General features: G+C 65.0%; 9 protein-coding genes. 6 read left to right on the top strand and 3 right to left on the bottom strand.

Translation table 11 applies throughout. The features are described from left to right. Positions 1-333: 333 nt before the first annotated feature. The 4 genes from ACCD06_RS21375 to ACCD06_RS21390 all read left to right on the top strand — a co-directional run bounded on the left by ACCD06_RS21375 (position 334) and on the right by ACCD06_RS21390 (position 6,133). Positions 334-1,383, top strand: a complete 1,050-nt coding sequence (locus ACCD06_RS21375) for a 2,5-dihydroxypyridine 5,6-dioxygenase (protein WP_109154296.1) — start codon at positions 334-336, stop codon at positions 1,381-1,383. A 94-nt stretch (positions 1,384-1,477) separates the two neighbouring features. Beyond that, complete coding sequence (locus ACCD06_RS21380) at positions 1,478-1,960, top strand: MarR family winged helix-turn-helix transcriptional regulator (protein WP_413343346.1); 483 nt, start codon at positions 1,478-1,480, stop codon at positions 1,958-1,960. Between the two features lie 80 nt (positions 1,961-2,040). After that, positions 2,041-2,625: a (2Fe-2S)-binding protein gene (locus tag ACCD06_RS21385; RefSeq protein ID WP_413343348.1), complete on the top strand. Its 585-nt coding sequence runs from the start codon at positions 2,041-2,043 to the stop codon at positions 2,623-2,625. Further along, on the top strand, positions 2,522-6,133 hold the full coding sequence (locus ACCD06_RS21390; RefSeq protein WP_413343350.1) for a molybdopterin cofactor-binding domain-containing protein: 3,612 nt from the start codon (positions 2,522-2,524) through the stop codon (positions 6,131-6,133). The genes ACCD06_RS21385 and ACCD06_RS21390 overlap by 104 nt, the downstream gene beginning before the upstream one ends. 373 nt (positions 6,134-6,506) lie before the next feature. On the opposite strand, the gene ACCD06_RS21395 is transcribed toward ACCD06_RS21390, so the two are convergent. Then, positions 6,507-7,181 carry an FmdE family protein gene (locus ACCD06_RS21395; protein WP_413343352.1) on the bottom strand — a complete coding sequence of 225 codons (675 nt, stop codon included), beginning with the start codon at positions 7,179-7,181 and terminating at the stop codon, positions 6,507-6,509. 177 nt (positions 7,182-7,358) lie between these two features. Here ACCD06_RS21395 and ACCD06_RS21400 point away from each other — a divergent pair, with 177 nt between their 5' ends. Next, complete coding sequence (locus ACCD06_RS21400; RefSeq protein ID WP_136702867.1) at positions 7,359-7,808, top strand: hypothetical protein; 450 nt, start codon at positions 7,359-7,361, stop codon at positions 7,806-7,808. A 213-nt stretch (positions 7,809-8,021) separates the two neighbouring features. On the opposite strand, the gene ACCD06_RS21405 is transcribed toward ACCD06_RS21400, so the two are convergent. Continuing rightward, positions 8,022-9,668: an isovaleryl-CoA dehydrogenase gene (locus ACCD06_RS21405; protein ID WP_413343354.1), complete on the bottom strand. Its 1,647-nt coding sequence runs from the start codon at positions 9,666-9,668 to the stop codon at positions 8,022-8,024. Positions 9,669-9,911: 243 nt separating this feature from the next. Beyond that, a complete protein-coding gene (locus tag ACCD06_RS21410; RefSeq protein ID WP_413344069.1) occupies positions 9,912-13,631 on the bottom strand; it encodes an ELWxxDGT repeat protein in 3,720 nt (1,239 codons plus the stop codon). 334 nt (positions 13,632-13,965) lie between these two features. On the opposite strand from ACCD06_RS21410, the gene ACCD06_RS21415 reads away from it, so the two are divergent. Then, positions 13,966-14,172 carry an MHS family MFS transporter gene (locus tag ACCD06_RS21415; RefSeq protein WP_136702864.1) on the top strand — a complete coding sequence of 69 codons (207 nt, stop codon included), beginning with the start codon at positions 13,966-13,968 and terminating at the stop codon, positions 14,170-14,172. Positions 14,173-14,232 lie beyond the last annotated feature (60 nt).

Raw genomic sequence — 14,232 nt, forward strand, 5'->3', positions numbered from 1 at the left:
ATATGAAGTGTGTACGCTGTTTCAGCTTGCCATGCAACACAATTCGCCATACAACGCTACTCAGCCTTTGCGGGGCAGGCAGGGCCGTTTGCGGCACGGAGTGACCACGATTTGGCCTTGCTCAGCCTCATTTTAAATCAGGGTTGCCTATTTAACGTTCATATCGGCACAGCGGCGGTGAAGGGTTTGCTACCTTACTGTTCGTGGTCGAATTAAGCTTATACGCTCTATATATCCTGGTCAGCCCGCCGCGATGATCGGCGGTTGTCCACCCGAAAACACGGCCCGGATCGCGCTTCGGCGACCATGGCCACCAAGGTTGGGAGAGATGAGATGCCGGTGAGTGATCGCGAACTGACGCAGATGTTCGAACGGGTTCTGACCCTGTCCAAGGTGGACAAGACCCAAAGCGTCGCTGTGCTGAAAAGCGACTATTCCAATCCGCGCATCGTGCGCGCCGCGATGGACGCGGCACAGCGCCTGGGCGCGAACGTCTACGGGGTCGAACTGCCGGCCTTCAACCACCCGCGCGCCATGGGCATGGACATGACCGCCTATTGCGGCGACACGCCCCTGACCGGCAACCTCGCCGCCCAGCGCGCGCTGGAGGCGGCCGACCTGATCGTCGACACCATGATGCTGCTGCATTCGCCGGAACAGGAGCAGATCCTGAAGACCGGCACCCGCATCCTGCTGGCGGTCGAGCCGCCGGAGGTGCTGGCCCGCATCCTGCCGACCGAAGAGGACAAGATCCGCGTCAACGCCGCGGCGGAGCGGCTCAAGCGCGCCCGCTCCATAACCGTGACCTCCAAGGCCGGCAGCGATTTCCGCGCGACGCTCGGCCAGTATCCGACGGTGACGGAGTACGGATTCGCCGACGAGCCGGGCCGCTGGGACCACTGGCCGAGCGGCTTCCTGTTCTCCTGGCCGGACGAGGGCAGTGCCGAAGGCACGCTGGTTCTCGACGTCGGCGACATCCTGCTGCCCTTCAAGACCTATGTGCGGGAGAAGGTGACGCTGGAGATCGAGGAGGGCTTCATCCGCCGCATCCATGGTGGGTTCGAGGCGGAATACCTGCGCGACTACATGGCCTATTTCAAGGATCCGGAGGTCTACGGCATCTCCCACATCGGCTGGGGCCTGCAGCCGAGGGCGCAATGGACGGCGATGGGGCTGCACGACAAGAACGACGGCATGTGCATGGACGCGCGCGCCTTCTACGGAAACTTCCTGTTCTCCACCGGCCCGAACACCGAGGTCGGCGGCAGCCGCAAGACCCCCTGCCACATGGACATCCCCTTGCGCGGCTGCGACATCCTGCTGGACGGCGAGCCGGTGGTGCTGGCCGGCGACGTGGTGGCGCCGGAAGCCTCGAGGGCATGACGTGCGGCATGAGGGCGGAAGCCCGCCACCCTTCCCTGCCCCCGCCGCCGCTGCTATCGTCCGCTACCCACCGGTCCACCGCATGTTGACCCCGATGACCCAAGACCTGTTGCCTGAAGGCGGCGCCGACGCTGGCCCCGGAGAAGCCGATTACGTCTTCTCCGACCAGATCGGCCATCTGCTGCGGCGGGCCTATCAGCGGCACCTCGCCATCTTCCAGCGCAACGCCTGCGACCCGCAGCTGACCTCGGTGCAGTTCGTCACGCTCTGCGCCATTCGCGACAACGGGCCGAGTTCGCTGATCGAGTTGGTGAAGTCCACCGCCATCGACCAGGCGACGATCCGCGGCATCGTCGACCGGCTGAAGGCGCGCGGGCTGATCCGCCAGACCTCCGACGCGCAGGACCGCCGCAAGGTCATCAACTGCCTCACCGACGAGGGGCGGCAACTGCTGGAGGACATGGTGCCCTGCGCCAAGCGGATCAGCGAGTTGACCATGGGACAGCTGAACCCGGCGGAACGGCTGGCCGTCACCCATGTCCTGCAGAAGATGATCGCGCAGGACGGGGAGGAGTAACCTCCCGCCGACGCCTTCCAGACAAGACTCCCGCGGAGGCTCGCGGGGATGCGGGACCTATCGCACCGGACGGACGCTTTATGGAAAAGACCATCGCGCTGCGGGTGAATGGCCGCGCCGTCTCGGTGACGGCGATGGCCGACACGCCGCTGCTCTACATCCTTCGCAACGATCTGGCCCTGAACGGGCCGAAATACGGCTGCGGGCTCGGCGAATGCGGGGCCTGCACCGTCATCCTCGACGGCGTGGCCGCGCGGTCCTGCGTCATCCCGCTGGCGGGGGTGGAGGGGCGCGAGGTGGTGACTCTGGAAGGGCTGGGCAGCAGTGCCGCCCCGCACCCGGTCCAGCAGGCCTTCATCGACGAGCAGGCCGCCCAGTGCGGCTATTGCATGAACGGCATGATCATGACCGCCAAGGCGCTGCTCGACCGCAATCCGACCCCAACCATGGACGAGGTGCGCCGCGCCCTGTCCGGCAATCTGTGCCGCTGCGGCACCCATGTCGAAATCCTGCGCGCCGTCATGCGGGCCGCGCGGCTTCTCTCCTCCCCCGGAGCACATCATGACGATCAACCCAACGCCCGGCCCGACGCCCGAAACGCAATCCCAGCCGACGCCGACCCGTGCGGAGCTGATGGCGGCGACCGGCGTCCTGCTGATCGTTGACGAGATCCAGCCGCCCGCCGGCTTGGTCGCCAAGGGCGGCACCGCGACGCCGAAGCCGCCGGAGACCGCCCTGTTCCTGGCGGTGCGTGACGACGGGCAGGTCTTCGCCTTCAACGGCCATGTCGATCTCGGCACCGGCATCCGGACGGCGCTGACCCAGATCGTCGCGGAGGAGCTGGACCTGCGCATGGACCAGCTGCGCATGGTGCTGGGCGACACCGGCCGGACGCCGAACCAGGGCGCCACCATCGCCAGCGCCACCATCCAGATCTCCGCCGTGCCTCTGCGCAATGCGGCAGCCGAAGCGCGCCGTTTCCTGCTGGAGCGCGCCGCCGCCCTGTTCGGCGTGCCGGCGGGCGAGTTGCGGGTCGAAGAGGGCGTGGTGATCGCCGGCGACGGCAACCGCCGCATCTCCTACGGCGAACTGGTGCGGGGCGAGCGGGTGGAACTGCGCATCAGCGGCAAGGCCCCGCTGAAGGCGCGCGAACAGTACAAGCTGGTCGGCAAGGGCGCGCCGCGCGTCGACATCCCGGCCAAGGCGACCGGCGAATTCTCGTATGTCCACGACCTGCGGCTTCCCGGAATGCTGCATGGCCGGGTGGTCCGCCCGCCCTATGCCGGCATCGACAGCGGCGAGTTCGTCGGCAACAGCCTGGAAAGCGTCGATGAGGGCTCCATCGCCCACATCCCCGGCGTCGTCAGGGTGGTGGTGCTGCGCGACTTCGTCGGCGTGGTGGCGGAGCGCGAGGAGCAGGCGATCAAGGCCGCGCGCGAGCTGAAGATCACCTGGAGGCCCTGGACCCGCAAGCTGCCCGACCTGTCGAACCTTGCCCAGGCGCTGCGCGAGAACCCCAGCACGCCGCGCAAAGTGCTGGACAAGGGCGACGTCGATGCCGCGCTTGCCACCGCCGATCAGCGGATGACGCGCACCTATGTCTGGCCCTACCAGATGCACGGCTCGATCGGTCCGTCCTGCGCCGTCGCCGACTGCAAGGCGGACCATGCGACCGTCTGGTCCGGCACCCAGAACCCGCATCTGCTGCGCGCCGACCTCGCCTGGCTGCTGGAATGGCCGGAGGAGCGGATCGACGTGGTGCGGATGGAGGCTGCCGGCTGCTATGGCCGCAACTGCGCCGACGACGTGGCGGCGGATGCGCTGCTGCTGTCGCAGGCGGTCGGCCGGCCGGTGCGCGTCCAGCTGACCCGCGAGCAGGAGCATCTGTGGGAGCCGAAGGGCACCGCGCAATTGATGGAGGTCGATGGCGGCATCAGCGCCGATGGCGGCATCGTCGCCTACGACTTCGCCACCAGCTACCCGTCGAACGGTGCGCCGACTCTGGCGCTGCTGCTGACCGGGCGGGTCGATCCGGTGGCGGCGGTGTTCGAGATGGGCGACCGCACCTCCATCCCGCCCTACGATTACGAGAACATGCGGGTGGTCATCAACGACATGGCCCCCATCGTCCGCGCCTCCTGGATGCGCGGCGTGTCGGCGATGCCCAACAGCTTCGCCCATGACAGTTACATCGACGAGCTGGCCTTCGCCGCCGGGGTCGATCCGGTGGAGTTCCGCCTGCGCCACCTGCGCGAGGACGAACGCGCCGCCGACCTGATCCGCGCCGTCGCCGGCCGCGCCAACTGGCAACCGCGCACCGCCCCGCAGCAGACCCCGCCGGAGGGCGACGTGCTGCGCGGTCGCGGCTTCGCCTATGCCCGCTACATCCACAGCAAGTTCCCCGGCTTCGGCGCCGCCTGGGCGGCCTGGGTGGCGGACGTGGCGGTGGACCGCAAGACCGGCGAGATCGCGGTGACCCGCGTGGTGGTCGGCCATGACGCCGGGCAGATGATCAACCCCGACGGCGTGCGCCACCAGATCCACGGCAACGTCATCCAATCGACCAGCCGCGTGCTGAAGGAACAGGTGGAGTTCGAAGACTCGGTGGTCGCCGCCAAGGAGTGGGGCGGCTATCCGATCATGACCTTCCCCGAGGTGCCGGACATCGACGTGCTGATGATGCCGCGCGAGAACGAACCGCCGCTGGGATCGGGCGAATCCGCCTCCGTGCCCAGCGCGGCGGCCATCGCCAACGCCATCTTCGACGCCACCGGCATCCGCTTCCGCGAGTTGCCGATCACTGCGGAACGGGTGAGGGAGGCGCTGAACGGCCCGTCCGAGCCGGTCCCTCCCTCCCCGCCGGAAGCGGCCAAGCCGCGCAAGCGCGGCTGGAAGGCATGGCTCGGCGCCTCGCTGACCGGCTTATGCGGGGTGATGATCGGCATGGCGAGCAGCGCCCTGCCCTTCCGCGCCGAGATCGCCCCGGTGGCGCCGCCATCTGCCGGGCTGTGGTCGTCCGCCACCATCGAACGCGGGCGGCAATTGGCGGCACTCGGCGACTGCGCGGTCTGCCACACGGTGGAGAATGGTACGACCAACGCCGGCGGTCGGCCGTTCGAGACGCCGTTCGGCACCGTCTACAGCACCAACATCACGCCGGACCCGGACGGCGGGATCGGGCGCTGGTCCTTCGCCGCCTTCGACCGGGCGATGCGCGAGGGGATCAGCCGCGACGGCCGGCATCTCTATCCGGCCTTCCCCTACACCGCCTTCCGCAACATGACCGACGACGACATGCAGGCGCTCTACGCCTACATGATGACGCAGCAGCCGGTGCGCAGCGAGACGCCGGCTAACACCATGCGCTTCCCCTTCAACCTGCGCCCGATGATGGCGGGGTGGAACACGCTGTTCCTCAACCGCGAGACTTACAAGCCGGACCCGCAGAAGACTGCGGAGTGGAACCGCGGCAACTATCTGGTCAACGGCCTCGGCCACTGCGCCGCCTGCCACAGCCCGCGCAACGCGCTGGGGGCGGAGAAGCTGGGCGACGCGTTCCTGGCCGGAGGCACGGTCGATGGCTGGGAGGCACCGGCCCTGAACGGCCTGTCCAAGGCGCCGAAGCCCTGGACGGAGGACGACCTGTTCACCTATCTGCGCACCGGCTTCTCCCAGCGCCATGGCGTCGCCGCCGGCCCGATGGCCGCGGTGGTGCACGAACTGTCCACCGTGCCGGAGACAGACGTGCGGGCGATGGCGGTCTATCTCGCCTCCCTGGGCAGCGAGGTGGGCGGTGATGCGGTGGAAGCGCCTGCAGCCACCCCCGCCCCCGTCAGTTCCGCCAATGGAGAGCGCATCTTCAACGGCGCCTGCCAAGCCTGCCACAGCGACGGCGAAGGGCCGACGCTGTTCGGCGTCAGCCCCTCCATGGCGGTGAACAGCAACGTCCACAGCGACAGCCCCGACAATCTTGCCCACGTCATCCTGCACGGCATCCAGAACCCGGCGACCCGCGACCTCGGCTATATGCCGGCCTTCCGCGACAGCCTGTCCGACCGCCAGATTGCGGATCTGATGGCGTATCTGCGCGGCCGCTTCGCACCCGACAAGGCGGCCTGGACCGACGTGGCGAACGCGGTGACGAGGGCGCGGGCCAATCCGGGGACGCATTGACGGGGAGACCAGCGCCTTACGTTGGGTACTATCCACTGCCAGCCGAGCCGACCACGCTCGTTGATCATCTGGATGTGGCGACCGCGTTGGCTGGGGGTGCTCCCGGTCGTGTCGCGCGCCACCGCGCTCGAGCGCGGCGGGACGATCACCTTGGCGTCGGGGCTTTGGGCAGTTACCGCACGGTAGACCGCTTCGCCGTCGCAGGCGCCGTCCGTCAGCATCGGCTGTAAGCCGACGCAAGGGTGACGTCCTGCGCCGGCGTGAGCACGTCATCGACGGCGCTGGGAAGTGAAGCGGTCAGCGTCGCCAAGGGGAGGAGGTCATGTCGTTGCCGATGTGCCATCGCCGCTCTCATCCGCCGTTACGCGCCGGGTCAGGAATTCCAAACGGTAAGGCTGACCAAACGTGGGTCGTCGGCGTGATCCACCAGCATGCGTCGGACCCGCTCCTGCCATAGGCTGCGGAACTGCGCCGCGTCGTCCGCTGTGGCCGCGTCGGACAACACGCGCTGCAGAAGGCGAGGCATCGCCGGATCCACCGGAACGACACTCATGTCGAGTGTCGCCTGCAGGCCCGCCCCCGTGTCGGTGCGGACGAAGGCCATGGCGCCTTGCATGCCGACGCCGAAGGACAGGAGGTTCCGGCGGTCGAAGCGTCCGGCGATGCCTTTAAAGCCGGTGTCTTTCGTCGCTCCGGTCAGCAGCGTGGCGACGCTTGCCATCACGCCGGCCACACCCTCGTCGGCGGCCTCACGAACGGAGACTGCAACAGCCCCGCGTTCGGGCACTTCATCGGGATACAGCTTCTCCAATGACCGTACAGTCATCAGGTAAGATCCCGCGACGGTCGGACAGGAATGGCCGGCAAGCCGCACAGCGTCGGCATATCCGTAGTGAAGCAGGCCGCCCTCGGCCGCGCCGAGGAACTCGCTCAGCGGATCGCGCACAATGAGCCGCGGCGCCGCATCGTAAAATGATGGAAAGGTCATGGTCGGACCATGCCACGACAATGCCGGATCCTCTTTGTGCTTGCGCAAACTCCGCGCCATTCGGCGCGCATCGCCGCGAACGCTCCGTCCCGCCGTGATGGGGAACATTCGGCGTGGACGAGACATGCGGCCGCCTGTGGCCAGGCTCACATCGGCGGCGGGCGGAGTTCGTTAGGGTGATGTCATCGAGACCACCGGCCGGATGCAGAGCACCGGCCCCACCAAGGAGACCGCACCATGATCCGCACCTCCCTGCTCGCCGGCTTCGCCACCCTTGCCCTGTTCGCCGCTCCCGCCATGGCGCAGAATGTGTCCAACCTGTCGAACACCGCGGCCGGCATCGGCAATGCCGCCACTCAGAACGTCACGACGTTGCAGCGTAGCGGCGGGTTGTTCGGCGGCCCGAACATGGCGAACGTTTCGAACCTCTCGGCCGGCGTCGGCAACACCGCCAGCCAAGGCGTGTTCGTCGGCCAGCGCAGCGGCGGGCTGTTCCCCGGCGGCTCGATGGCCAATGTGTCGAACACTGCGGCGGGTATCGGCAACTCGGCGTCGCAGGGCGTGACGGTGCTCCAGCGCTCCGGTGGCCGGACGCCTTTTGGCCCTCCGAACCTTGCCAACGTGCAGAACCTCGCCGCCGGCATCGGCAACGTCGCCGGCCAAGGCGCCCTTGTTCGCCAGCGCTGAGTAGCGAGTTACCCACCTCCCATCCCATGATCTTGGCCCCGCCTGGTTCATCCGGCGGGGCCGCCCTTTTGTCTTCCTCCGTCTGCGGCCGCTTTCCCCAAGGTGCTGGCAAAGCAGCAGTGATCGAGGATGTCGTGTTAGAAAGGGAGCCCCGAGCGAAGAGCCGCTCGTCGCGCCTGTCCCGCCACACGCTCCTGCTTGAAGCGCGACCCATTACCCGTCGATCGTCGCGCGGCGAATAAGCGCGGACAGCGGCGCATGCGGGTCCAGCGTGCCGAAGGCCAAACCGCGATCCCCGCCCAGGCGCGAACGGCAAAAAGTCTCGGCCACCGGCGGGTCGTCGCCCTTCAACAGAACAGTCGCCTGCAATGCGAGGGCAGCGCGTTCCACCACACGTCGGCTGCGTGCTTCCAGTCCGTCGGTATCGGCAAAAGTGGCGGCAAGCCACTCCGCCTCGCGGTCCAGATCCGTGCTCCGACCCCGGACAGTGGCCAACTCGCCGAGCAGGGCTTGGGCGCCGTCCGGTTCCTTTTTCAAGGTGCGCAGCACGTCCAGACACTGCACGTTGCCACTTCCCTCCCAGATCGAGTTGAGCGGGGCTTGACGATACAGGCGCGGTAGATTGCTCTCCTCGACATAGCCGATACCGCCCAGGCATTCCTGCGCTTCGTTCACCATCGGCGGACAGCGCTTACAGATCCAATATTTGCCGATGGCGGTGGCGATGCGGGCGAACGCCGCCTCTTCCTTGTTGCTGGTGGTGGAGTCCACGGCACGGGCGACGCGCATCGCCAAGGCGACGGCCGCCTCGCTTTCCAGCGCCAAGTCGGCAAGGACGTTGCGCATCAGCGGCTGGTCGATCAGCAGGCGGCCGAACGCGCGGCGCTGGCTGGTGTGGTGCAGCGCCTGCACCAGCGCCTGCCGCATCAGTGCGGCCGAGCCGATCATACAGTCAAGCCGCGTCAGCGCCACCATCTCGATGATGGTGGCCACACCTCGTCCCTCGTGGCCGACCATACTGGCGGAGGCGCCCAGGAACTCCACCTCGGCAGAGGCATTGCTCCAATCGCCGAGCTTGTCCTTGAGGCGCTGGATCTCCACCGCGTTGCGCGTACCGTCAGGAAGGAAGCGCGGCACCAGGAAGCAACTCAGCCCCCCTTCCGCCTGCGCCAGCACCAGATGGGCGTCGCACATCGGAGCGGAAAAGAAGAATTTGTGCCCGACGAGTTCGTAGCCACCATCCCGCTGCCGTATCGCCCGGGTGGTGTTGCTGCGTACATCGGAGCCGCCCTGCTTTTCCGTCATTCCCATGCCGATCGTGCAGGCGGTCTTGTGCCCGGCGGGGATCGAGCGCGGGTCATACTCCAGCGCCGTCACCCGCGGCAGCCATTCGGCTGCCAGATCAGGCGCGTGGCGCAGCGCCGGCACGGAGGCGTAGGTCATGGTCAGCGGGCAGGAGGTGCCGGCTTCTGCTTGGCTGCCCATGTACATCAGCGCGGCGCGTGCCACATGGGCACCCGGCTGGCCGGCGTTGCGCCAGGCGAAGCTGTGAACACCAAAGTGCATGGCCTGCCGCATCACCTCATGGTAGGCCGGGTGAAACGCCACCTCGTCGATGCGGCGACCATAGCGATCGAAGCTCTGGAGCTGCGGCCGGTTCTCGTTGGCCTGCGCTCCCAGTTCCATCAGCGCGCCACCGGCAAGGGAGCCATACATCGTCAGGGTGCCGGCGGCCCAAGCGCCCCCTTCCCGCTCTACGGCCTGGCGCAGGGGCCGATCACCCAGCCATGCGTTGTAGGCTGGCATGGGATCGGGCTGGTTCTGCACGTCATGGGTGATAAACTGTGCTCGCTGGGACATGGCTTGTGCTCCGAGCTGTCACGTGAAAGGCTGCGGCGGGCCACCAACCTTCCCGTAACAGCGCCCCATCGACTTCTACCTCTCTCCCAGGCGGAGAACAGTCTTGAGGAGACGGAGTACCGGCAGGTCAAGTATCTGAACAATGTGGTGAAAGCCGAGCATCATGCGCCAACACCAGAAGTTTGCAACAGAGCCCGTCTGGCAACCCTCCACCGTCGATTTGACGCACACCGTGGGCTCACCTCAAATTGAAACGACACCCTTCGGGTCGTAGGATGCGCCTGCGAGGTCGGCACTGCCGATCCGATTAACGTTCAGAGAGGCAGCATCGAACGAGAAGAGTACCCGATTTTGTTGAGTATCGAGTGCGCTGTAGACAAGCTGGCCGCCGACGGCACTGAAATCACCTGCCGCTGTCCAATCGGGACCTGAAGCGACCTCCTTGACCATGCGCGTACCAGCGGCGGTGCCATCGCTCATCCAGAGCTGGCGCCCATTCTTGCCGTCGTCCGCGTTGAAGAACAGTTCCTCGCCAACGGCCGTCATGTCGGATATCGACGCTCCGAGAGTCCCCGGATTGATATCCATGACCAAGTGGGTGCCCGGTGTGGTTCCGTCGGAGGCCCACAGCTCCATGCCATGTTGACCGTCATTGGCGGCAAAGAACAGGATGTCACCAGCCGCAGTAAGGCTGTTGGGATTCCATCCCGGCATCGGTGCGAAGCTCTTGATCTCCCTGGTGCCTTCGACCGTACCGTCCGACCTCCACAAAGAGAAGTCGGCGTTGAAGTAGAGCGTCCCGTCCATCGCCTCCAGGTCGTTGTCGAAGCCCTCACGCGTGTCGGTGACCATGCCGCCCTTCAATGGAATCGTGCCGGCTTCCGTGCCGTCCGTTACCCACAGATACGTTTCGAACTCGCCCGTCCCGGATGTAAGGAAAAGTCGGTCGCCGACCGCCGTCAGGTGCCGTGGATCGTGGGCAAATGGCCCTCCCGGGTCGATGTTGCCGGGGAGGAAATCCTTCACCACCATGGTTCCGGAGGCGGTGCCGTCGCTTTTCCAGAGAGCGACACCGTGTGCGGCATCCCGTGCATCGAAAAACAGGGTGCCGTCCACGTCTGTGAGGCCGATGATGGAGCTCATTGCGTGGGAGACCATTTGGGCTCCCCTGGTGGTCCCATCACTCTTCCAGAGCGCGCGACCATGCACCCCGTCATCGGCGGTGAAATAGAGCTCGCCGTCCATCACCGTCAAATCGCTCGGGCTGGACGAGCCGCCACCGGGACGGATGTCCCTCACTAGAACGGTTCCCTTGGCGGTTCCATCACTTTTCCACAATTCCGCGCCATGGGTTGCATCGTCAGCCGTGAAGAACAGCGTGTCGCCGATGGCCGCCGAGCCGGTGGGCTGGGAAGAGGTTGGCCCGGGCGCAATGTCCTTGACGAGGTATGCAGCCTTGCCGTCGGTGCCCCAGAGTTCACGGCCGTGGGCGGGGTCGTCGGCCGTGAACAGGGCTCTTGTTCGTGATGGCCTGGAGTCGGGAAACGTAAAATCGCTTCCTTCGGTGAAGGTCGGCTGGCCGCGCGACACCCCGGTGACATGGAGGGTGGAGCCGTCCTTGAAGGCGAGGTCAGCCGCCCAGGAATAGCCGTCCGGGTAATAGGTGTATGGCTTGATGTCCTTGACAGTCACCGGACCGGCAAGATCCGCGTGGCTGTAGCCGTGGAATTCGATCCGGTCATTGTCGTCGTTGAAGCCCGCGATCGTGTCGTGGCCGAATCCTTGGCCGCCGCTGCCGAAGAGGAACAGGTCGGCAGCGTCGCTGAAATCGACGGCGCCCCATCGGCCGGGCGCCCCGCCGCCGTCCATCCAGTCGTCGCCCCTGCCCCCGACGAGGGTGTCGCGTCCGGCAAGGGCTCCTTGATAAGGATCATGCACACCAATGCTGTCATTGCCATCGCCGCCGATCAGCAGGTCGTTGCCCATTCCGCCGCCGAGCCAGTCGTTTCCCGAGCCACCCGCCAAAACGTCATCGCCCGCTTCACCACTCAAGCGATCGTTGCCGGTGCCACCGAACAGGCGATCATCGCCATCATAGCCTCCCAGCCTGTCGTCGCCGCCGCCGCCCCGGATCGTATCGTTCCCCGCGGCGCCGAAGATATCGTTTGCGCCCGCGTTGCCGCGAAGGTTGTTGGACTGGCTGTTTCCGCTCAGGAACGTCCGGCCTTGGGATAGGTTGTCCAGCAGGACGGCATTCTCCAGATTGTCCGCCAGTTGATAGGAGCCTTTGACGAAGGCCGTATCGGTGTCCTCCCCGGGATTTTCGCGGATGATGTCGCTGGGCCGCTGGTCGCTGCCGGTTCCGATGATCCAATAGACATCGTCGCCAGATCCGCCGGCCATCGTGTCCGTCTGTCCATCGACGCCGGCATAGAGCGTGTCGCGGCCGCTGCCGCCAAGCAGACTGTCGGCTCCCGGACCGCCACTCACCACATCATCTCCGGCCCCACCGTCCAGACGGTCGTCACCAGGACCGCCCTTCACGGTGTCGCTGCCGCTGTCGCCCCATAGGGAGTCGTTGCCCTGATCCCCCTCCAACTCGTCACGCCCACCCTTGCCGAAGAGGAGATCGTCGCCCCGGCGACCGGATATCGTGTCGTCCCCCCGCCCACCCGTCAGTGTATCCGCTCCACTGGTTCCGTTGATTCGCTGGCCTTCCAGTGGGCCAAGGGTCGCGACGAAGACGTCGGTCAGCCCCCCTTTGGCATCGTCGGGTGAGAGGTTGTCGGCAAAGCTCTGAAAGCCGACATGTGATCCGTCGGCCGAGATGACGCCTCCGAATGAAGAGCCGTTTGCCTGGACACCGTCACCGGTCTCGCTGGCCAGTATCAGCGCACCGGTCGTCAAATCCTTCACATAGATGTCAAATGCGGAGGCGGGACCATCCTTTGGAACGAGGGCGGCCACGCTTGAGAAGGCAACTCTTCTTCCGTCCCCCGAAATGGTTGGAAGTATGGATTGCCCGTTTGCCGGCATGCCGTCCTGGTTACGGCTAATCAGCGTCAGCTTGCCTGTCACCAAGTCCTTCAGAAAGACATCATCGGTTCCGTTGCAGTCATCTGGAGCCAGATCATCGTCGTTGCTGGAAAAGACAAGTTTGGTTCCATCATCCGAAATTGAAGGTATGCCCAAGACTCCTGATGCTTGCCTTCCATCCATGGTCCGACTGGCCAGGATGGTTTTCCCTGTGTTCAGATCCCTTACGAATATGTCTTCGCTGCCGTTGCCGTCACCTGGCACCAGATTATCGGCACTGCTGGAAAAGGCGATCTTCGTTCCGTCCGCTGAAATCGCGGGATTGGAACTGGGCCCATTCCCAAGGGAGCCGTCCACTGCCTGACTGACGAGGGTCGTCTTGCCCGTGGTCAGGTCCTTAACGAAGATATCCCCCTGTCCGTTCGTGTCACCGGTGACGAGGTTGCTTGCCTGACTGAGGAACGCAATCTTCGTTCCATCGGCGGACAATGCAGCGGCAAAGCTCGAGCCATTCGCATCGCCGCCGTCCTCCGCACGAGAAACCAACGTCAATGCTCTGGTCGTCAAGTCCTTCACGTAAAGATCATAGAACCCGTTGTTGTTTGTCGGCGGGAGATCATCCGTGTAGCTGGAAAAGGCCACCGTTGTTCCGTCATCCGATATGGTCGCCGCGCTTAGCCATCCGATCACCTGCTTTCCCGATTGTGTCTGGTTGATCAGCATAATCTGACCGGTCTTGATGTCCTTTAGGTAAAGATCGGGTTCATGGGGTGTCAAATCATTTTCAATAAGGTTGCTTGAATAGCTGACAAAGACCGCTTTTGTGCCGTCGCCCGAAAGCGCTGGACTTTCTGAGTCCAAGTTTCCACCGGTGTTTTTGGCAGTGGAACTTACAAGATTGAGATCGGTAACGACGGTTGTTGTCATGGCGATCACCTCTTGCAATTCCGCAGACGCTAGGGACGCCGGGACTATTTCTACCACATCGCGAAATAATTACCATTATTTCAGAGCATACATTAGACTCATTGCTCTGAGTATAAAAGAAATCGAAAGAGTGTCAGACGCTATGCATAGTCTGATTGTCCCCTGTTATACTTGAGGATAGGGTGGCAGGCGTCAACTTAGCAGAATCCATGCGGAACGGACAAAGAACTCCTTTCAGCGATTATCTTTTTCTTCCAATTACGCCAAGTGCTGCATAGAGACGGGCCTTCCCAACCTTGGTCGGTCAGTCAAAACCCGGTTCCCGTTGTGGGCGATGCCGCGGAACAGCGGTCCGTGGGCGGCCTGGAGGGGAAGCCTGCTGGCGATCTTCGGCGCCCAGGGCGGGACATCGGTCGCATTGTACACGTCGGTGGTCTACATGCTGTATTTCCTGCAAGGCGTCCTGAAGGTCGACAGCATGCAGGCCAACATGTGCGTCGCTGTCGCGGTGCTGGTGACCGCGCCGCCGCCCCGCCCTTGAGGGTGCCTCGGGCCATCGGCGCGTCCAGTGTGGCGCCGATGGTGCCTGTAGGTGGACACG

Source organism: Azospirillum sp. CT11-132, assembly GCF_047302835.1.
Lineage (GTDB): Bacteria > Pseudomonadota > Alphaproteobacteria > Azospirillales > Azospirillaceae > Azospirillum.